Consider the following 16,698-nt stretch of genomic DNA (forward strand, 5'->3'; position numbering starts at 1 on the left):
ACAAGAGGGACGGGTCGGCTACTCTTCGCCGCCGAACTCCTCGATACGGGCGTGGACCGTCTCGACCCACTCGTCGAGGGCGTCGTGAAGCAGTTCCTTCGCCTCGTCGAGCGGGGTCGCGGTGTACTGGTAGACGTAGCCGCCGGGGTCGAGCAGGCGACGGCGGCGTTCGACGAGCCCCTTTTCGAGCAGCGTCGTCAACGAGCGGTTGACGTTGCTGCGGTCGCGTTCGAGTTTCTCGGCCAACTCGGCGACAGTGCTGCCGGGGTTGTCGCGGAGGACGAGATACGTCCGACTCTCGTGGTCCTGAATGCCGAAGACGCAGGCGAGTACGTGTTGGAAACTGGGGTCCTCGGTCTGCAGGAGGTCCTCCATATCCGGCCGGTCGGTCATGGCTGGCTCTTCGCAGTGGCCGGGATTAAAACTCCCCGTTCCCCGCACGTCGTGCCGCCTCGCCGCCGGACGGCACCGCCGTCGGTTCGTCACCACTCCGTCGACGCGGCTCGCCTCCGTGTGTCACTCCTCGCGCTTGGCGTATCCCATCTTGTCGATACAGGCACGCATCCCGTCCTCGTCGGGGTGTTTGTGGAGCGTCGTCGGCGTGTCACAGTAGTAGAAGTTGTCGTCCATGCGGAGCGTCACCTCGTGGACCCCGCCGAGCATCTCGGCCTCGACGACGACGCGCCGTCCCTCTCTGAGTGCCGAGAGGATCTCCTCGGCGGACAGTTCACCCGACTTCACACGTAGCGGTTCGGCCATCGGCAGAGCAATCGGCAGCCGAGACTATTACTCCTGCCCTTCTGCGACCCCGTCGGCTCCCCTTCGACTGTCTTCGCCGTCATTCCCGTCGCCGCGCTCGATGGCGACGACGAAGGCGACGAGCGAGACGAGCGCGAGTGCCAGTGCGAGGGCGGCCCGGCCGCCCGACGGCACCGACAGCGGGCCGAGACCGTACATCGCGACGAGCGCGACGACGACACCGACGCCGACGGCGAGCAGGCTGCCGGTCGCGTGAACCACCTCACCGCGGCGCGTCTCGGCCTCGACGCCGAGTTGGTGGCCGAGACCGACGGCGTTCTCGCCGAGATCCCAGACGAGCAACGCGGCGGCGACGCCGACGAACGTCAGGAACGCCGGAACGCCGCTGACGGTCCCGGCGAGCGCGGCCACGAACAGCAGGCCGCTGCCGATGGCGAAGCCGCCCGCGGTGGCCGGGACGTACGACGTCTCCGACAGCCACAGCGCGGTCCCGACGGTCGTGAGGACGGCCACGAGCGCGGCGACGACGGTACCGAGCGTGGTCGCGCCGAGACCGAAGGCCGCGCTCAGCGTCGCCGCCGACGACTCGGGGTGGAAGCCCGAGACGACGAGTGCCACGAGCGGCGGAATCGCGGTGAGGAGACCGACGACGGCGCCGACGACCAGCCCGCCGCCCGCGTTCGCGAGCGTCTCCGGCGGCTCGTCGCCCGCCCAGACGACGACCGCGTGACGGACGTAGTCGGCCAGAACCGTCCCGGCGAGCAGGGTGACGAGCAGTGCCAGCGGAATATGCAACACACCCGAACGCAGGAGGAACCGAATCGCCTCGCCGAAGACCGACAGCAGGCCGAGGAGTCGTTCGACCAGCGGCGGTGCCCAGTCGGTGCCGACGAGGACGACCTGGCCGCCGAGTGCGAGCCAGACCCACCGCGGGACCTCCCAGAGTTCGGTCGCGAGCTGGTCGAGCACTGCCCGCTGCTCGGGCAGCCACGCGTCGGGCAGCCACTCGTCGTACCGGGGCAGTGCCCGCGCGAGCAGGAGGACGACGAGCAACACGCCGAGTTGCACCGACAGCAGAAGGACGAAGCTGTTCTGTGCGAGCAGCGTCTCGCCGGCGAACAGGACGCCCTGTGCGACCGCGGCGACGAGACCGGTCGCGACGGCGGCGGCGAGCGCGACGAAGCCCGCGAGCACCACGCCCGAGTCGAGAATCGCCCGGAACAGCTCGCGGCCCGTGTCCTCGTCGAGTCCGCCCGTCGCGTCGAGTGCCGTCGCCATCACGGCGAGTCCGGCGAGTGCGACGAGACCGGAGGCGGTGTCGGCGACGACGACGGCACCGACGAGCAACGCCGAGCCGACGACGACGCCGACGCTGCCGATGGCGCGCCGTTGGTTCGACTCGCCGTCGAGCAGGTTCGCGCTCCGGCCGACGAGTACCGCACCCGCGACGCCGACGAGACCGCGGAGGAGCGAGCCGGTCCCGGCGACGAGTGCGACGGTCGCAACCGCCGCGACGCCGAGTGCCAGCGAGGCACCGAACCGGGTCGCGGCCGTCTCGAACTCGCGGGTCACGGCGACCACCTCGCCGTGGCGCGGTCGACGGCAGTGTAGAGCGGTTCGTCCGGCGACCACTCGACGACGCGGATCTCGCGTCGCCGGAGGTCCGAGAACCGCCGGGCGCGCTCCAGTCGGGCGACGGTCCCGCCGAGCGTCTCACCCGAGAGGTTCGGCGTGACGACGGTGACGCTGTGACCGTGTGCCTGCAGCCGTCTGAGTGCCGTCGTCGGCTCGTCGTCGACGAGCGGCGAGAGGAAGACGACCTGCGCCGCGCTCGGCAGCCGCTTGAGCAGGCTGTCGAAGCCCCATTGGTCGTCGGCACCGAACATATCGGGCTCGTCGGCTGGCGGCTCGATGGTCTCGAACAGCTGGCCGACCCGGAGTGCCTGGTCGCGGCCGGTGCCGGGAGCGAGATACGCCTCCTCGGGACCGTAGAGTGCCGCACCGACCCGGTTGCTCGCGTCGAGCAGGGCCTCGGTGAGCCGTTCGCCCGCGTACGCCGAGAGCCAGACGGCGTCGGGTTCGCCCGCCTCGCGGACGACGTGGGCCGGCGGTCGGGTGTCGACGAGGAGGACGACCGTCGCGGCGCGTTCCTGGCGGAACTCGACCGTCGTCAGCTCGCCCGTCCGGGCGTAGCGCTTCCAGTCGATCCGGCTCATCGGGTCCGAGGGATGGTGTTTCCGGGTCGCGTAGAACTCCAGGCCCTGGCCGCCGACGTCGGTCGAGACGCGGCCGCTGCTGGCGACGGTCTGGGCCGCCAGCGAGAGCCGTTCGACGCCCGCCTCGCAGGTGAGCGTCGTCGGCACCTCGACCGCGAGTCGCTTCTCCGCGCCGCCGCTGACGTTGCGCGCGACGAGGACGGTCTCGTCGAACTGGTGGCTGCCGCGGGAGGCGCGGACGGTGTAGGTGAGCGTCTCGCGCTCGCCCGCGCGGAGGCTCGTACAGACCCGCGGACTGCCGTCCTCCACGGCGACCCTTTCGGGAACGCCGTCGACGACCCGGAGGTCCGCGACCGGTCCCTCGCCCTCGTTGGTGACGGTGAGCGTCACTTCGACGGTCGAGCCGGGCGCGGGTGACGTCTCGCTCAGCGTCCGGTCGACCGCGAGGTCGAGTTCCGGCGGCCGGGTGGCGTAGCGGTAGCCCGCGTACGTGAGACCGACGGCGGCCGAGAGGAACATCGCCGGATTGCCGACGACCAGCCCCGAGACACCGGCGAGGAGTCCGACAGTGAGTCCGACGTCCCAGCGACCCGGGCCGCCGGTGAAGCGGACGGAGTCACGCTCGTTCTCGGTGCTCACGGCCGGTCACCCCCCACGCCAGTGGCGACCTCGTGGTCGGTGATGCGGTCGGTGTCCCCGTCGCTCTCCTCGGCAGCACCGTCGGTGCTGTCGGTGGCGACGGTACCGTCGCGGTCGTCGGACTCGTCGTCCGTGTCGTCGGCATCGTCACCAGGTGCCCACCGACGGTCGTCGGCAGCGGCGGTGGCCGTCGACCGTTCGCGTACGGGCTGGGGGGCGCGCTCCTCGCGCGCTCGACGGTCGGTCGCGGCGTCGGCCGTCGTGTGGGTCACGTCCTCACCGACGTCGCGATACTCGGGGTCGATGGCGGTGATGGCCTCGACGGTGTCGCGGACGTGTCGCCGGTAGGATTCGCCGCTGGCCCAGTCGCGGATACGAACCGACAGGGGGAGTCGCGTCTCGCTCTGGTCGCCGAGGAACCGTGCTGCCCGCGGGGAGTCCGTCCACGTGCCCTCGGCAAGGCGGTTCCGGGCGAGCTGCGGCGCGCAGTTCTCGGCCTCGCTGATGGCGACGACGGCCGCTTCGTAGAGCGAGTCGTAGGTCTCACGGCGGAACTTGTTCGTCTCCCACTGTGCGAGCTCCTCGCCGCTCGTCGCGCGGTCGATGGCCTCGCCGACCGCCCGGCCCTCGGTGAAGTAGGCGAACTCGGGGTGGCGGTCGGGGATTGTGACGGCCGGGTCGTCGGCGGGCTCCGAACGCTCGGAGAGCCACCAGACGCCGGCGATACCCGTGATGACACCGACGACGAAGATAGCGCGACGGTTGGCGAGGAGCAGGTCGCCCGCGAGCGGGACAGCCGGTGGCAGCCACGCCGCCGGGAGCGCGGCGACGAGGACCGCGAGGAGAAACGAGACCGAGCCGAGGGCGAGTGCCGCCTCGCGGGAGCCGAGGGCGTCGCTCGCGCGGTCGACGAGCCGCGTGAAGACGTTAGCGAGCGTGCCGGTGAGGCGGCCAGCACCGCGGCCGAGGAGTCTACCGAGAGTCACTCGCCGTCACCTCCGTCGAGGATACGGCGGAGCGCGGCGCGGGCGGCTCGCAGGCGGTCTGCCGTCGACGGCCGACCGCCGTACCGGACCTCCTCGAAAGTCGTCGTCAGCTGTTCGACCGCCGTAGAGGGGAAGCCGGCGTCGATGGCGGCCCGAGCGTAGTCGCGGGGGGTCGCACTCCGGCGGTTGGGGACCGGGACGACCTCGACCATCGCGGCCCAGACCTCCTGGACCGTGCTCGGGGGCGCGTCGTCCCCGGGTTCTGGACTCGGGGTGTCGCGTCCGGCGGTCCCCTCGTCGGTGTCGCCGTCACCGCGAGGGCCGCGGCCGAAGGAGCCGCCGACCCGCGAGAGGCTGCCAGCCATCGAGAAGAGACCGCCGCCGAGCGCGCGGGGCAGCGAGACGAAGGCGGCCGCGAAGCCAGCGGTGAACAGTCGGACGGAGCCGAGTGCCGCGCGACCTGCACCGGCGGCGACGACGCCGAGGCTGCTCGCGACTTCGGTCGTGAGACTGCCGAGGCTGTCGAGCAGGCCGGGAACGGACGCCGAGAGACCGACGACGAACGTCATCGTCCGGCGGGGGACCGCGCCGACGACGCCACGGAGTCGGGCCTGAAGGGCTGGTAGTTCGACACCGGCGACAGTGAGTTCGTTGCCGAGCGGGACGAGCAAGAAGCCGACGCCGCCGACGACGAGCACGGTCCCCGCGAGGAGGACCGCGACGAGGAAGTCACCGAGACCGTCGGTGCGAACCTGCGAGCCGGCCGCTGGCGTCGACTCGTCGGTCGTCGGTTCGGGCGTCGGCGTCGCGGTCGCCTCGTCGGACGTCGGCTCCGGTGTCGCTGTGGGGGTACTGGTAAACTGTGCGGGGTCCGACGGCGTGGACGCGCCGTCGAGCGGGGCGTCTGTGAGGCCGCCCCCACCGTCCGCGCTGGTGGGATAGGTCCCGAAGCCCGTCGCGGGAAACAGCGACGCGGCGAAGGCGACGACCAGCACACAGAGGAGGGCGAGAGCGGCACGAGCGGGGTCGTAAGCCACGGTCATGCTGCGTCGCAATCGGTTAAAATCCTTGTCCCTCTGAGAAAACATTTAAGCGAGCGTTTCGACGTACCGACAGAGATGTCCTCGGACACCGCCCTGACCCTCCGGATGGCGGGGACGCTCGCGCTCGTCCTCGCCGTGAACCTCCTCTGTGTCCTCGCGTTCGCGTTCCTCCTCCGCCCGTGGCTGGTACCGCTGACGACGGGGCTGACCGCCTCGCTCCCACCGCTGGCGGCGCGGGTCGCCGAGTGGACGCTCCTCGTCGCCCCCCTGCTCGGACTGGCACTCTGGCTCCAACTGCGCTACGCCCGCCGGGAACTGCTCGCCGAGGTGGACGCGACCGAAGCGACTCGAGAAACGCATCCCGAACTCGTGACGCGACTGACCCGCCTCGCCAGCCAGATGGACGTCCGGCCGCCGACCGCGGCCGTCGTCGACTCACCGGTCCCGAACAGCTTCACCGTCGGCGGGCCGCGTGACGCCACGGTCGTCGTCTCGACCGGCCTACTCGATGCACTCTCTGGCGACGAACTCGACGCCGTGCTCGCGCACGAACTCGCGCACGTCGGGAACAACGACGCCGCGATTCTGACGCTCGCCTCCTTTCTCCCCGCGCTCTCGAACGGCGACTACGCGGTCTTCGACCGCCTCGATGCTCGGCTGGGCGGCGCGTCGACGCTCCTCTTCGGCGTCGGTCTCGTCGTCGCCTACGGCCTGAGCCTGCCGCATCTGCCGGGCACGCCGTTCGGCATCACCTCGCTCGTCAGCTTCGCGCTGACGGCGACGCTGACGGTCCTGCTCGGCGGGGTCGCACTCGGCCTGCTCTCCTCGCCCGTGGTCTTCCTCTCGCGGCGGCTCTCGCGACGGCGCGAACTCGTCGCGGACCACGCTGGCGCGCAGGCGACGGGCAACCCCGCCGCGATGGTCAGTGCCCTGCGACGGCTGGACGGCGGCGACGAGCGACCCACGGGTGACCTCCGGGCGACCGAGACCGTTCGGGGACTGTGTTTCCTCCCGCACGGCTTCGACACGGAGCGCGACGACGAGTTCCGCGTCTCGACGCGCTCGCATCCGTCGCTGGCGGAGCGAATCGAGAATCTGCGGTCGTTGACGGCGTCGGTGTGACGGTAGCTCGGGGACGCCAGTCTCACATTCCACCGTGGCGCGTGGCTTCGCGCTGTCTCGTCAGCGCGAAGCCACTCGCGCGAGGGATGAGTGAACGAACGGAGTGAGTGAGCGAATCGGCTGGGGAGGGTGTGGCTGTTGCGGGCGGGACTGAAAGGGGACGCGCTGTCGGCGAAGCACGGGGACGTAAGCACCACAGGAGTGAGCGGAGCGAGTGACGAGGAGCGCGACGACCCGCGCGAGTCGACAGCGCGTGGGCTTTCTGGAGATTCACTGGATTACCTGTGACAGCACTCACGAAACCACGAACAAGAACAAACGAAGCAGCAACTAGTTCGTCGTCGAGTTCGGCGTCCCCCCCGACTCGGGGGTTTCGACACCTTCGACGGCTTCGACGTTCTCCGTCTCTTTCGGCGTGTCGACGTGCCAGCGGTCGATCTCGTCCTCGTACTCGCCGAGACGACGGCTGACCTCCTCTTTCATCGTGTCGTCGTTGACGTTGACCTCGAAGATGAACGTCGGCTCGCCCTCGCCGCGGGTGGACTTCTGGATGTTGGCACTGACGAGTTCGTTGTCGAAGTAGTAGGGCGCGAGCTGCGTCATGACCTTCCGGTAGACCGTCCCCTCGACGGCGCGGATGGCCTTGCGGCCCGCCGAGTCGGCGGCGCGGGCGACGTGGTCGATGGAGTCCTTCCACGAGTCGAGCGCGCCCTCGTTGTCACCCTCGCCGACCTTCTCGTAGGACTCCGAAATCTTCTCGCCCGCGGTCTGGAGGTCCTCGTCGGGGCCCTTGCCCGCTTTTTCACCCTCGCCCTCGCCGACGACGGCCTGTTCTGCGGTCTTCTCGTTGACGTCCTCGCTGAGACGTTCGTGTGCCTTCGGTCGCCACTCGTCCCAGTCGGTGAAGGGCGACCCGTCGGCACCTGCGTCACGGAGCGCGCGAGTGATCCGCTCGCCGTGTTCGACGACGTCGCCCCACGACCCACGCTGCTTGAAGCCGGAGATACTCTCTTCCATCGCGTTAGCTGTGACTACAGTGAGCCAACCTATAAAGCGTGACCGGCCGCGAGGCCGTGTGTGAGCGGCTATCGGTCATGTGAACATCTCTCGTGGTTTTGGATGGGTTACCGTCCGTAGGTGAGCTGCGTCGCGACATCGTCGAGACGACGCTTGACGCCGCCGAGCCACGCTCCCGGCGACAGCTTCCGGAGGTCGGCGTCGTCGACCTCGATACGCGCGGTCCCGAAAGGGTCGCGGTCGGTACTCGTCTCGTCGTCTCCGTCGCCGTCGCCCGTGACGCCGACGACCGACGACATCGCACACCGCCCGCAGTGTTCGGTCTGCTTTCCCATGTGTCTGTCTCGCACGGACGTTGGGGCAGGAGCCAATTAAGCGTTATCGTCCGTGAAGGTTTCCCGACGGACTTTTGTGTGGGTACTGCTGTCTCACCACGTATGGGTTATCGAGTCGTCGACACCGACGCAGTCGAGCCGGCGCCGGACCGCCCCTGCGAGCAGCGGGCACTCTCCGAAGCGGCTGGACTGACACAGATGGCTGTCAACCGCTTCGTCGCCGAACCGGGCGAGCAGATTCCGTTGGCCTACCACTACCACGACGAGCAGGAGGAGGTCTTCTACGTCCTCTCGGGGACGCTCCACGTCGAGACGCCCGAGGAGACCTACACGGTCGAGGCCGACCAGCTCTTCGCCGTCGAGCCGGGCAGCCCCCAGCGGGCGTTCAATCCCGAGGAGGCCGAGGAGCCGGTCGCCGTCGTCGCCGTCGGCGCGCCACCGGCGGCGGACGACGCCCACGCCTACGATCCGGACGCATGAGCGCGGAGAAGGGCGGAGACGGACGGGTCACCGACGCCGACGAGAGTCGTACCGACGGCGAGAGCGGACGGACCGCTGACGCCGACGACGCGCCAGCCACTGACACCGACGCCGAAGCCGACGGCCGACAGGTCGTCGAGGTCGACGGCCGCGAGTACGAGCTGCCCGAGGACGTCCCCGAGTGGGACGACGAGTATCTCGACCGCGTCGGCGCGAACCTGATGTTCAACTTCGATCTGGAGAGGGACTTCCGCGTCGACGGCGAGACCTTCGACCTCTACGGCGAACTCCGGATGGACAGCCACAAGCAGTTTCTCACCTCCGCACTCTCCTACGGCCACCAGAAGGAACGGCACCATCTCTTCGCCCGCCGGATTGCTGGAAGCGTGACCGTCCGCGACCTCGAACGGCTGGCCGACCTCGGCCACGACGTCGCCGACGACTGGATCGACGCGAACGAGGAACACTACGGCACGGAGTTCACCTTCGTCGTCGTCGCCCCCGACATCCCCGACGAGGTCCGCTCGTTCGTCGCGGGGTTCCAAGACCGGAACCTCATCAAGTACGGCTACTACGGCCACTACGAACTCAACCTCGCCGTCGTCGCGCCCGACGTGGAGGACGTTGTCGCGAGCCGCAACGCCGACCCCGCCCGCGCGTTCGTCCTGTGGGACGAAGACCCGCTCGACCGACCGGGGTTGCTCGGACGGCTCCTCCGGCGACTGAAGCGCTGACCGCTCGCTTCTCACCGACGCTACCGTCCACACTCGACACGAGAACGGTGTGCCGCGGGCAGGACGAGACTATCGCTCGCGGGCAAAGCAACGCGCGCTCCGAGCGAGGCGGAAAACAGCGACGTTCGAGTGGAAACGGAGGGGTTCAGTCGTCGCGCGGTTCGCCGCCGTCGGTGGCGACGGCACCGAGACTTCCGCGCACGTCGCGCAGGTTCTTGTACCCCATCCAGACGATAGAGGAGGCGAGATAGACCATCGCGAGTGCGATGAGCGACTGGATGGCGAAGGAGACCGCTTCGAGGGTGGACCCTTCACCGAGTGCCGTTATCGCCGCCAGCGGTGTGCGGTACAGGCCGATCCAGAGCAACGCGGAGAGCGTCACCGCCAGCATGATGGCCATCGGGACGCCCGTCGAGATGAGCTGCTTCGAGTCATTCCAGTTAGCCAGCCACAGCGTCGCCGACAGCAGGGCGAGCGCGGCGAGCGTCTGGTTCGCACCGCCGAAGAGCGGCCACAGGCTGCTCCAGGTGCCGGAGGCGACGAGCACGTAGCCGCCGAGACACTGGACACCGGCGTTGACGTAGCGGTTCGTCGCCGTCTCTTGGACGCTGGTCTCGGGCACGCCGACGATTTCGTCGAACATGTAGCGTCCCAGACGGACGGCGGTGTCCGTCGAAGTGAGCAGGAAGCTCACGAAGACGAGCCCGATGAAGGCCGCACCGGCCGCCGGTGGGATGGTGAAGCCGAGCGAACTGGAGCCCGCAGAGAGCATGATGGCACCGCCGGTCGGGAAGTTCGCGAGCGCGCCGACGACGCCGGAGGAGAACTCCGAGACGCCGACGAGCGCGAACGCACCGACCGCCGTCGTCGCGAGCAGCCCCTCACCGAGCATCGCACCGTAGCCGATGGCACGGGCGTCGGTCTCGTTGTTGAGCTGCTTGGCCGTCGTCCCCGACGACACCAGCGAGTGGAAGCCACTGATGGTCCCACAGGCGATGGTGACGAACAGGAAGGGGAAGATGGGGCCGAGCGAGCTGGTGAAGCCCTTGAACGCCGCGGTGTTCGTCGTCAGTGCCGAGTAGCTCGTCCCGTCGACCGTGACCGAGCTGAAGCCGAGCACCGTGCCGACGATGACCGCGAGGAGCATCCCGCCGACGCCCGCGTAGAGCAGACTCGACGTGAGGAAGTCACGCGGCTGGAGCAGGACCCAGACGGGGAGAACGCTGGCGATGAAGCCGTAGATGACGACGACCGGCACCCACGCGGCGACGTTCGCGCCGAACGCACCGGCGAGCGGGAGCCAGCTCCACGTCGCCGCGGCTCCGAGCAGTCCGCTCTCGCCGACGAGGACGATGGGATACTCCAGGCCAACCCAGACCCCGGCGAAGACCATCGCCACGAAGGCGATGGCACCGGGCAGGAACGGCAGATTGAGCTGGTAGAGATAGATCCCGAACGCCAGGGCGAGCCCCATGTAGATGAGGCTCGCCGTCGCCGACGACGGGAAGGCGTTGAAGACGACCGCCACCACCAGTGCGAACACGGCGATGACGAGGATGATCGTCAGGAACGCGAACCACAACAGCATGTTCTTCCCGCGCTCGCCGACGTACTCGCCGATGATGTAGCCGATTGACTTCCCCTCGTGGCGGACCGACGCCGAGAGGGACATGAAGTCGTGAACCGCCCCAAAGAGGGGATTCCCGATGGCGATCCAGAGAATCGCCGGCAGCCAGCCGAAGGCCGCCGCGGCCGTGATGGGACCGACGATGGGTGCCCCGCCCGCGATACTCGAATAGTGATGCCCCAGAAGAACGGACTTCTTGGCCGGAACGTACTCCTGCCCGTCTTCGTACTTGTGTGCCGGTGTCTCTGCGTCCTCGTCGAGTTCCACGAACTGTGCGAGGTAGCGCGAATACGCGACATACCCCACCGTGAACGTGACGAGTGACAGCACGACCAGCACGGCAACCTGTACCATGTGTGTGAACCTCATTAACAGTCATGGAAAATGGCTCACTTAAACGTTAGGAAATACCTCGTTGATAATTAGTGAGAAATCAGCAATGAATTCCCGACAGAGCCCCGCTGTCGACGGATTACAGGATTCCGAATATTCATCTATAGAATATCCGTCACGAAACGTTCGGTGAATACTTTGTGGTGGCCGGGACGCTCAGACCGCGTCGGCTTCGACGACCACGTCGATACCGAGTTCCTCGGCCACGTCGGCGAGGAAGTCGCCCTTGACCTCGGCGACCCGGAGGCGAATCTCGGCGACGACGGGCGTCTCGAAGTCCTCGCGGAGTTCCCGCAGGCGTTCACGCTCCGTGGCGACACGCTGACGGAGGAACTGCGCGCCGACGCCCTCCTCGTCGGGACCGGGTTCCGGCGAGAGTTTGTTGACGACGAGTCCCCGCACGTCCAGCCCGTAGTCGTCGAGTCCGTCGACCGCCCGTCGCGTCTCGCGGAGCGACAGCTCGTCGGGGTTGACGACGAGGAAGAACGCCGCCTCGTTGCGCAGGACGTCGCCCGCGAACTCGAACTGCTCCTTTCGGGCCTCCAGGCGGGCGATGATGGGGTCGCCGTCCATCATCCGCCGGGGTTCGTTGTTGCCGATGGCGGCGCGCTCGAACAGTTTGACGCTCTGTTTGCGCTTGGCGAGCAGGCGGTCGATCCAGCCTTCGAGGAACTCCGGTAAGGAGAGCAGTCGCAGGGTCCCGCCCGTCGGCGACGTGTCGAAGACGACGCGGTCGTACTCCTCGGAATTCCGCATCACGTCGATAAACCGGTCGAACAGTGCGGCCTCGTACGCGCCGGGCGTCTGGTGGGCCATCTCGATCTGGCGGTCGACCTCGTTGACCATCGCCGCGCTCACCTGGTCGCCCATGGCGCGTTTGGTCTCCATCAGATGGCGTTCGACCTCGTCGTCGGGGTCGATCTCCATCGCCCAGAGCCCCTCGACGCCGTCGACGGCCTGGGGGGTGTCGGAGAACTGCTGGTCGAAGACGTCGGAGGTGCTGTGCGCCGGGTCGGTCGACACGACGAGCGTGTCGAGACCGGCGTTCGCGCACTTGAGCGCGTAGGCACTGGAGACGGTGGTCTTGCCGACCCCACCCTTGCCGCCGAAGAAGACGAACTTGCGCATCAGAAGTGGTACTGTTCGCCCTTGCGTTCGAGCAGCGACCCGCGGTCCCACATCCGCCGCTCCCACGCCTCGAACTCGTCTTCGAGGTAGGGGAGCAGTTCGGCGGTGTAGTAGGAGACGGGACTCGGGATACCGAAGGCGTCGGGGAAACACGCGAGCATGAAGGTGTCTTCGATGTCCTCGGCCTCCTGCTCGATCTTCTCGTAGGCCGGATGCGAGATCATCCCGTGGTAGAGTCCGCGGAGCCACTCGTCGAGGACGCGACGAAACTCCTCGATGCGGTCTGCGAGTGTCATATGGTGACAACCTCCTAGTCTCGCGGGCAAAAGGGTATCGTTCAGTGTTCTTCGTGCACAATCGGCGGCGAAGTACTGTCGGCTGTACTGTCGCGGCACGATTCGGCACATTTCGTGCCGAACGTGCCAATAGCGCACATCCAACAGTATAATACCGAGTATCGACCACACACCGGATATGGCACGTGACGCGATTCCGGTGACGGTGCTGAGCGGGAGTCTCGGTGCTGGGAAGACGACGCTGCTCAACCATCTCCTGCACACCGCCGACCGCGACATCGCCGTCCTCGTCAACGACATGGGTGAGGTCAACATCGACGCCTCGCTCGTCAGCGAGGGGTCGGAACTCGACGTCGACGACGGCGTCACGGAACTCTCGAACGGCTGCATCTGCTGTGAACTGCAGGACGACCTCAACACCGCCGTCGTCCGCCTCGCACAGAACCGCGACTTCGACCATCTCGTCGTCGAGTCCTCGGGCATCAGCGAACCCGAACCCGTCGCCAAACTGTTCACCACCGGGTCGCGAGCGGCCGCGATGTACGAGGTCGACTCGCTCATCACCGTCGTCGACGCACGGCTCTTCTACGACACCTTCGGCCGCGACGGGACGGTCGAGCGGCGGGGGACGGACGAGGACGACACTCGCCCGCTCTCGGACCTCCTCGTCGAACAGGTGGAGTTCTCGAACCTCGTCCTCCTGAACAAACGCGACCTGCTCTCCGAAGAGGAGTTGGAGACCGTCGAGGAGTTGGTCAAGACCCTGCGACCCGACGCCGTCGTCCTGCGCAGCGAGTTCGGCCGAGTCGCCCCCGCTGAGTTGCTGGGTCGGAAACTGTACGACCCGGCGACGGCCGCCGAAGCGGCGGGCTGGAGGCAGGCGTTGGCAGCAGACGAGGAGAGTGGAGAGAATCACCAACGCGGCCACGCTCACGGCGATGGCGATGGCAACAGCCACGCTCACGACGACCACGACCACGCCCATCCCGACGAGGTCTACGGCGTCACCCCCTTCGTCTACCGTCGCCGCCGACCCTTCCACCCTGGTCGCCTCGACGCCTTCCTCGCGGACCTCCCTGACTCCGTCATCCGCTCGAAGGGCACCTGCTGGGTCGCTGGCAACGAGTTCCAGCAGGTGATGGGACAGGCCGGCCCGTCGGTTCGCGTCGAGGCGACCGGGCCGTGGGTCGCGAGCCTCCCCGAACTCGACCAAGAGCTCTACCGCTCGAACCGGAAGAACCTGGAGTGGGACGAGGAGTGGGGCGACCGCCGGACGGAGCTGGTCTTCATCGGCCAGTCGATGGACGAGGAAGCGATTCGCGCCGCGCTCGACGACTGTCTCCTGACGGACGCCGAGATGGACGACGAGTGGGACTTCGCGGACCCCTTTGCGGGCGAACAGGGCGAGGCCGTTGTCGTCGCCGAACCCTGAGCGGTCGCTTCAGCCGAGGTCGGCCGAAAGCGACGACAGTGCCCGCTTCAGTTCGCCCTTTCGCTTCCAGGCAGCGAGGCGGTCGGTGAGATTCGGGAGCGGAAGGCCGAGGCTCACGGCCGAGCGTATGGTGACGCGCGAGCCGTCGTCCTCGGCGCGGACGGTGACCCAGGTCTCCATCGCGTCGAACGGCCCGGCGTCGCCCCCCTGGGTGTAGTAGGTCGTTCCGTCGCGCTCCTCGAACCGGAGGGCGAGACCCAGTCCTCGGGAGCCGGCGGTGACGACGGTGGCGTCGTCTCGTTCCTCGACGTCGACGACGGAGAAACTGCCCTCGTACTCGACGAGTGCGGTCGGCGTCAACGCCCGGCGGACTTCGGCGGGCGTGGCACGGACGAACCGCGAGACCTCGACTTCGCGCATTGGTAGCGGTATCGAGTGGGGGCACAAAAACGGCGGGGTCAGAACCAGAGGGCGTCGCCCGCACCGTACTCCGGCGGCGGCGCGAGCAGGAAGGGCGAGGAGAGGACGAGGAGGAGCAGGGCGACCAGGAGCATGAGGTAGAACAGCCGCCGGAGGCGGGAGGCCGCGGGCACCTCGCCCTGGAGGTCGGGACGGGCGAGCCAGACCATCTGGTGGTAAGCGACGGCCGCGAGGGCGACGAAAACGACGCCGGAGACGACGAGTGCGCGAGGGAGCGACACGCCGAACGAGAGCAGATAGCCCGGGCCGAACGAGAAGCTCAGGAGGAAGGCAGCCGAGACCACGACGAGGTAGGGCACGGGGTCGACGGCGACGCCCTCGCGGTTCCGGAGACGCATACGGGAGAGAGTGGACGGACGACCAAGAAGCTAAGTCCCGGCCCTGACCAGAGGCCCCATGGCCAACTCGCAGGGTGACCCCCGAGTGCTGTTCGTGATGAACCTCGTGCTCTCCTCGGTCTTTGCGTGGGTCATCGTCTGGGGGCTGAACTTCATCGGTGTCCTGGCGTTCTCCGCGAGGAACGTCGCCGTCGCCGCCGCGCTGTTGATGGTTTTGACGCACTTCGTGACTCGGTAGCGGAGCCACAGCGGCCGATGAGGCGATTTAAGTCACTCGGCGTACCGCGTTTCAGGTAATGCCTATCGAAGACCGAGATGACGCGTATCTCATCACACACGCGCTGGCCAAGGACACGCTCTCGAAGCTCCGCGACGTCGAGACCGAGCAGGTCGCCTTCCGGAAGGGCCTGGTCAAACTCGGCCGCATCTGTGGCTACGAAATCATCGACGGCGCGATGGGGACCGAGTACGTCTCCATCCAGACGCCGCTGGAGGAGACGACCGGCGAGCGCGTCAAGGGCCTCGACAACGTGGTCATCATCAACGTGCTGCGCGCCGCGACGCCGTTCGTCGAAGGACTGCTGAAGGCGTTCCCGCGCGCGAAGCAGGGTGTCATCAGTGCCGGTCGCAACGAGGAGGCGGGGATGAACGAGGACGGCGAGTTCCCCATCACCATCGACTACGTGAAGCTCCCCGAGATCTCGGAGAAGGACACCGTCATCGTCGCCGACCCGATGCTCGCGACGGGCAGTACGATGTGTACCGTCCTCGACCACGTGCTCGCGGAGGCACCGGACTACGAGAACCTGTTCGTCCTCTCGGCGGTCAGCGCGCCCGACGGCCTGCTCCGCGTCGGCGAGCAGTTCCCGCAGGCCGACCTGCTGACGGTCGCCATCGACGACTACCTCGACGACGACGGCTACATCATCCCCGGTCTCGGCGACGCTGGCGACCGCGCGTTCCGCACGAAGTAACTCGGTCTCTCGTCTTCTCCGCTCGCTCTGTTTGCTCGCTCTCGCCGGTCGCGTCCGGCACGCTCACTCTCACCAGTCGCACCCACACAAACCGTTATACCACAGTCGCACGCACGACCCCCTATGTCAACGATTACGAGGTGGGGGGCGTGACCGACGACGCCTGCGACGCCTGTGGCGACGCCGTCCGCGACGCGCTCGCCCGGACTGTCCGACTCAGCGTCGACCGCTCGCAGATCGACTCCCAACGGCTCTGCCCGGACTGCTTCGCCGACTGGATCGCCCGCTACGAACGCGAGATGCAGCCCGACGACACGAGCCAACCCGTCGACAGCGACGCCGACATCATCGTCGACTGAGCTAGAGGTCGACGGAACAGGTCGTCCCGCGCGAGAGCCCCTCGCGCTCGATGTAGGCCGCGAGACAGCCGTAGTTACAGAACTGTCCCTCCTGTTCGTCGCCCGTCGCGTCGGCGAACGTGTAGACGGGGTCGTGGGCCGTCACGTCACAGCCACAGTAGTCGCAGGCGTCGCTCATAGGAGAGACGAGGCGGGGGAGGAAGTTAGCCGTTTGGCGGCTGTGCCGCGCGCGTACAACCCCCTCGCTTCGGGTCGAAAACCCGAAGAGAGCGGCCGGTTCGTCGCCGCAGGTGTTGCTCCCGAAACGCCCCCACGGAGACTCCGGAGCCGACAATAGCCG

Annotated in this window: 21 protein-coding genes; 7 read left to right on the top strand and 14 right to left on the bottom strand. The window is 67.8% G+C overall.

Annotation, left to right across the window (positions count from 1 at the left end):
* Positions 1–18: 18 nt before the first annotated feature.
* From BLR57_RS00175 to BLR57_RS00200, 6 genes are all read right to left on the bottom strand, one after another.
* The gene (locus BLR57_RS00175) at positions 19–393 is read right to left on the bottom strand and encodes a helix-turn-helix domain-containing protein (RefSeq protein WP_089692946.1); all 375 of its coding nucleotides are present in this window, start codon (positions 391–393) and stop codon (positions 19–21) included.
* Positions 394–516: 123 nt separating this feature from the next.
* A complete protein-coding gene (locus BLR57_RS00180) occupies positions 517–759 on the bottom strand; it encodes a DUF8001 family protein (RefSeq protein ID WP_089692948.1) in 243 nt (80 codons plus the stop codon).
* 27 nt (positions 760–786) lie between these two features.
* The gene (locus BLR57_RS00185; protein ID WP_139173259.1) at positions 787–2,331 is read right to left on the bottom strand and encodes a DUF7519 family protein; all 1,545 of its coding nucleotides are present in this window, start codon (positions 2,329–2,331) and stop codon (positions 787–789) included.
* Positions 2,328–3,614, bottom strand: a complete 1,287-nt coding sequence (locus BLR57_RS00190; RefSeq protein WP_089692952.1) for a DUF58 domain-containing protein — start codon at positions 3,612–3,614, stop codon at positions 2,328–2,330. The genes BLR57_RS00185 and BLR57_RS00190 overlap by 4 nt, the downstream gene beginning before the upstream one ends.
* Positions 3,611–4,600, bottom strand: a complete 990-nt coding sequence (locus tag BLR57_RS00195) for a DUF7269 family protein (RefSeq protein ID WP_089692954.1) — start codon at positions 4,598–4,600, stop codon at positions 3,611–3,613. Before BLR57_RS00195 ends, BLR57_RS00190 begins: the two co-directional genes overlap by 4 nt.
* A complete protein-coding gene (locus tag BLR57_RS00200) occupies positions 4,597–5,637 on the bottom strand; it encodes a DUF4129 domain-containing protein (RefSeq protein ID WP_170830527.1) in 1,041 nt (346 codons plus the stop codon). The genes BLR57_RS00195 and BLR57_RS00200 overlap by 4 nt, the downstream gene beginning before the upstream one ends.
* Positions 5,638–5,718: 81 nt before the next feature.
* Between BLR57_RS00200 and BLR57_RS00205 the strand changes: the two genes are divergently transcribed.
* The gene (locus tag BLR57_RS00205) at positions 5,719–6,765 is read left to right on the top strand and encodes a M48 family metallopeptidase (RefSeq protein ID WP_089692959.1); all 1,047 of its coding nucleotides are present in this window, start codon (positions 5,719–5,721) and stop codon (positions 6,763–6,765) included.
* A 330-nt stretch (positions 6,766–7,095) separates the two neighbouring features.
* Here BLR57_RS00205 and BLR57_RS00210 read toward each other — a convergent pair whose 3' ends face one another.
* Both BLR57_RS00210 and BLR57_RS00215 read right to left on the bottom strand, forming a co-directional pair.
* Positions 7,096–7,782 carry a DUF5828 family protein gene (locus tag BLR57_RS00210; protein WP_089692961.1) on the bottom strand — a complete coding sequence of 229 codons (687 nt, stop codon included), beginning with the start codon at positions 7,780–7,782 and terminating at the stop codon, positions 7,096–7,098.
* A 107-nt stretch (positions 7,783–7,889) separates the two neighbouring features.
* Complete coding sequence (locus BLR57_RS00215) at positions 7,890–8,117, bottom strand: DUF8007 family protein (RefSeq protein ID WP_089692963.1); 228 nt, start codon at positions 8,115–8,117, stop codon at positions 7,890–7,892.
* Between the two features lie 102 nt (positions 8,118–8,219).
* Between BLR57_RS00215 and BLR57_RS00220 the strand changes: the two genes are divergently transcribed.
* Positions 8,220–8,597 (top strand): cupin domain-containing protein, encoded by a 378-nt coding sequence (locus tag BLR57_RS00220; RefSeq protein ID WP_089692965.1) that lies wholly within the window; start codon positions 8,220–8,222, stop codon positions 8,595–8,597.
* Positions 8,594–9,331, top strand: coding sequence for a DUF8052 family protein (locus BLR57_RS00225; protein ID WP_089692967.1), 738 nt, complete (start codon positions 8,594–8,596; stop codon positions 9,329–9,331). Before BLR57_RS00220 ends, BLR57_RS00225 begins: the two co-directional genes overlap by 4 nt.
* A 145-nt stretch (positions 9,332–9,476) precedes the next feature.
* On the opposite strand, the gene BLR57_RS00230 is transcribed toward BLR57_RS00225, so the two are convergent.
* From BLR57_RS00230 to BLR57_RS00240, 3 genes are all read right to left on the bottom strand, one after another.
* Entirely contained in the window at positions 9,477–11,312 is a 1,836-nt protein-coding gene (locus tag BLR57_RS00230) for a carbon starvation CstA family protein (protein WP_089692969.1), read from the bottom strand.
* Between the two features lie 195 nt (positions 11,313–11,507).
* Positions 11,508–12,479, bottom strand: coding sequence for an ArsA family ATPase (locus tag BLR57_RS00235; RefSeq protein ID WP_089692971.1), 972 nt, complete (start codon positions 12,477–12,479; stop codon positions 11,508–11,510).
* The gene (locus BLR57_RS00240; protein ID WP_089692972.1) at positions 12,479–12,775 is read right to left on the bottom strand and encodes a DUF7990 family protein; all 297 of its coding nucleotides are present in this window, start codon (positions 12,773–12,775) and stop codon (positions 12,479–12,481) included. Before BLR57_RS00240 ends, BLR57_RS00235 begins: the two co-directional genes overlap by 1 nt.
* 178 nt (positions 12,776–12,953) lie before the next feature.
* On the opposite strand from BLR57_RS00240, the gene BLR57_RS00245 reads away from it, so the two are divergent.
* Positions 12,954–14,207, top strand: a complete 1,254-nt coding sequence (locus BLR57_RS00245; protein WP_089692975.1) for a CobW family GTP-binding protein — start codon at positions 12,954–12,956, stop codon at positions 14,205–14,207.
* Positions 14,208–14,216: 9 nt separating this feature from the next.
* Here BLR57_RS00245 and BLR57_RS00250 read toward each other — a convergent pair whose 3' ends face one another.
* A complete protein-coding gene (locus BLR57_RS00250; protein WP_089692977.1) occupies positions 14,217–14,627 on the bottom strand; it encodes an SRPBCC family protein in 411 nt (136 codons plus the stop codon).
* Between the two features lie 38 nt (positions 14,628–14,665).
* Complete coding sequence (locus tag BLR57_RS00255) at positions 14,666–15,025, bottom strand: hypothetical protein (protein ID WP_089692979.1); 360 nt, start codon at positions 15,023–15,025, stop codon at positions 14,666–14,668.
* 58 nt (positions 15,026–15,083) lie between these two features.
* Here BLR57_RS00255 and BLR57_RS00260 point away from each other — a divergent pair, with 58 nt between their 5' ends.
* From BLR57_RS00260 to BLR57_RS00270, 3 genes are all read left to right on the top strand, one after another.
* The gene (locus BLR57_RS00260; protein WP_089692981.1) at positions 15,084–15,263 is read left to right on the top strand and encodes a DUF8107 family protein; all 180 of its coding nucleotides are present in this window, start codon (positions 15,084–15,086) and stop codon (positions 15,261–15,263) included.
* A gap of 58 nt (positions 15,264–15,321) precedes the next feature.
* The gene (gene upp / locus BLR57_RS00265) at positions 15,322–15,999 is read left to right on the top strand and encodes a uracil phosphoribosyltransferase (RefSeq protein WP_089692983.1); all 678 of its coding nucleotides are present in this window, start codon (positions 15,322–15,324) and stop codon (positions 15,997–15,999) included.
* A gap of 149 nt (positions 16,000–16,148) precedes the next feature.
* Positions 16,149–16,358, top strand: coding sequence for a DUF7569 family protein (locus BLR57_RS00270; RefSeq protein WP_089692985.1), 210 nt, complete (start codon positions 16,149–16,151; stop codon positions 16,356–16,358).
* 1 nt (position 16,359) lies between these two features.
* Here BLR57_RS00270 and BLR57_RS19155 read toward each other — a convergent pair whose 3' ends face one another.
* Positions 16,360–16,536 (bottom strand): hypothetical protein, encoded by a 177-nt coding sequence (locus tag BLR57_RS19155; RefSeq protein WP_170830528.1) that lies wholly within the window; start codon positions 16,534–16,536, stop codon positions 16,360–16,362.
* Positions 16,537–16,698 lie beyond the last annotated feature (162 nt).

It is taken from the genome of Halogranum gelatinilyticum (genome assembly GCF_900103715.1).
In the GTDB taxonomy this organism is placed as follows: Archaea; Halobacteriota; Halobacteria; order Halobacteriales; family Haloferacaceae; genus Halogranum; species Halogranum gelatinilyticum.

Bases quoted from the DNA above. Each gene is read 5' to 3' on its own strand.
- BLR57_RS00215 (WP_089692963.1), bottom strand. From the start codon at position 8,117: ATGGGAAAGCAGACCGAACACTGCGGGCGGTGTGCGATGTCGTCGGTC.
- BLR57_RS00220 (WP_089692965.1), top strand. From the start codon at position 8,220: ATGGGTTATCGAGTCGTCGACACCGACGCAGTCGAGCCGGCGCCGGAC.
- BLR57_RS00250 (WP_089692977.1), bottom strand. From the start codon at position 14,627: ATGCGCGAAGTCGAGGTCTCGCGGTTCGTCCGTGCCACGCCCGCCGAA.
- BLR57_RS00260 (WP_089692981.1), top strand. From the start codon at position 15,084: ATGGCCAACTCGCAGGGTGACCCCCGAGTGCTGTTCGTGATGAACCTC.
- BLR57_RS00245 (WP_089692975.1), top strand. From the start codon at position 12,954: ATGGCACGTGACGCGATTCCGGTGACGGTGCTGAGCGGGAGTCTCGGT.
- BLR57_RS00210 (WP_089692961.1), bottom strand. From the start codon at position 7,782: ATGGAAGAGAGTATCTCCGGCTTCAAGCAGCGTGGGTCGTGGGGCGAC.
- BLR57_RS00180 (WP_089692948.1), bottom strand. From the start codon at position 759: ATGGCCGAACCGCTACGTGTGAAGTCGGGTGAACTGTCCGCCGAGGAG.
- BLR57_RS00175 (WP_089692946.1), bottom strand. From the start codon at position 393: ATGACCGACCGGCCGGATATGGAGGACCTCCTGCAGACCGAGGACCCC.
- BLR57_RS00205 (WP_089692959.1), top strand. From the start codon at position 5,719: ATGTCCTCGGACACCGCCCTGACCCTCCGGATGGCGGGGACGCTCGCG.
- BLR57_RS00255 (WP_089692979.1), bottom strand. From the start codon at position 15,025: ATGCGTCTCCGGAACCGCGAGGGCGTCGCCGTCGACCCCGTGCCCTAC.
- BLR57_RS00230 (WP_089692969.1), bottom strand. From the start codon at position 11,312: ATGGTACAGGTTGCCGTGCTGGTCGTGCTGTCACTCGTCACGTTCACG.
- BLR57_RS00235 (WP_089692971.1), bottom strand. From the start codon at position 12,479: ATGCGCAAGTTCGTCTTCTTCGGCGGCAAGGGTGGGGTCGGCAAGACC.
- BLR57_RS00240 (WP_089692972.1), bottom strand. From the start codon at position 12,775: ATGACACTCGCAGACCGCATCGAGGAGTTTCGTCGCGTCCTCGACGAG.
- BLR57_RS19155 (WP_170830528.1), bottom strand. From the start codon at position 16,536: ATGAGCGACGCCTGCGACTACTGTGGCTGTGACGTGACGGCCCACGAC.
- BLR57_RS00225 (WP_089692967.1), top strand. From the start codon at position 8,594: ATGAGCGCGGAGAAGGGCGGAGACGGACGGGTCACCGACGCCGACGAG.
- upp (WP_089692983.1), top strand. From the start codon at position 15,322: ATGCCTATCGAAGACCGAGATGACGCGTATCTCATCACACACGCGCTG.